Below are 1231 nucleotides of genomic sequence, written 5' to 3' on the forward strand. Positions count from 1 at the left end.
GTGCGAGGTCGAGCTGGCTGGTGCCGTTGTCGACGAAGACGTGCTGAGAAGAGAGGCCCGAGAAGGAGAGGGGCGAGTCGACACGGCGCAGGTCGAACATGACCTGGAAGAGGGGCGCGTGACTGAGACTGCGTTCGACGTGGAGCGCATCCACGACGCGCTCGAATGGCGCATCCTGATGGCTGAAAGCGTCAAGCGAAGTGCTTCGGACCTGGGCCAGCAGCGAAGCGAAGGTCACCCCCACCGGAAGCTGCGTGCGGAGGACCAGCGTGTTGAGGAAGAGGCCGACGATGTCCTCGGTGGCCGCGTGCGTACGTCCGGAGACCGGTGTGCCGACGCATAGCTCTCGCTCACCCGAGTAACGGTGGAGCAAGGTGGCGAACACGGCATAGAGCGCCATGAACGGCGTCACTTGATGCTGACGGCAGAGTGTCTCCAGTCGGAGGCGGACCTCACGGGGCAGGACCTGGTGACGCGAGAAGGCGCCGCGATCCGTGAGGACCGGTGGACGGGGCTTGTCGGTGGGGAACGCGAGCAGCGCGGGTGCATCCGTGAGCTGTCGCTTCCAGTAGTCGAGGTGGACGTCCTCGCGTGCGCGGAACTCGGGAGTCCGCTGCCACGCGGAGATATCCGAGTAGTCGAGGGGCGGCGTGGAGAGCATCGGCGAACGTTGCCGGCTCAGCTCTGAGTACGACTGCGCCAACTCGAGCAGGAGTCGGTCCATGGACAGGCCATCCACGACGATGTGGTGGATGACCATCAGCAGCACATGGCGATCGACCGCGACCCTGAACAAACGGAAGCGATACAGAGGCCCCTTCTCCAGTGAGAACGGGCGAGCACTCTCCTCCTCCAGACGTTGCTGGAGGAGCGCGCGCAGCGCCTCCTCGCCACGGACGCGAGGCCGGAGGTCTTCCACGTCGAGCAATGTCTCGGGGACGGGCTGGAACTCCAACCGAGGCATTCCCTCCGCCGAACCGAAGACAGCGCGCAGGGAGGCGTGCCGCTCCGGAAGCAAGCGCAGCGCGGCCTCCAGCGCGGCTGTATCCAGAACGCCCGTCAGCTCGATTGCCTCCGGAATCACATACGCAGCGGAGTCCGGCAGGAGCTGATGGAGGAACCAGAGGCGCTCCTGGGCGAAGGAGGCCAGAGGGGGCAGTGAGGAAGGAGCGGGAGAAGGAAGAGGGAGTGCGTCGTGGTGCTGAGAGAGGACGAGCGCGAGTCCGGCGAC

General features: G+C 65.7%; 1 protein-coding gene. It reads right to left on the bottom strand.

Annotation, left to right across the window (positions count from 1 at the left end):
• The coding region (locus tag LXT21_RS44715; RefSeq protein WP_254044390.1) for a condensation domain-containing protein at positions 1-1231 on the bottom strand (1231 nt) is incomplete at both ends.

The organism is Myxococcus guangdongensis, from assembly GCF_024198255.1.
GTDB lineage: Bacteria > Myxococcota > Myxococcia > Myxococcales > Myxococcaceae > Myxococcus > Myxococcus guangdongensis.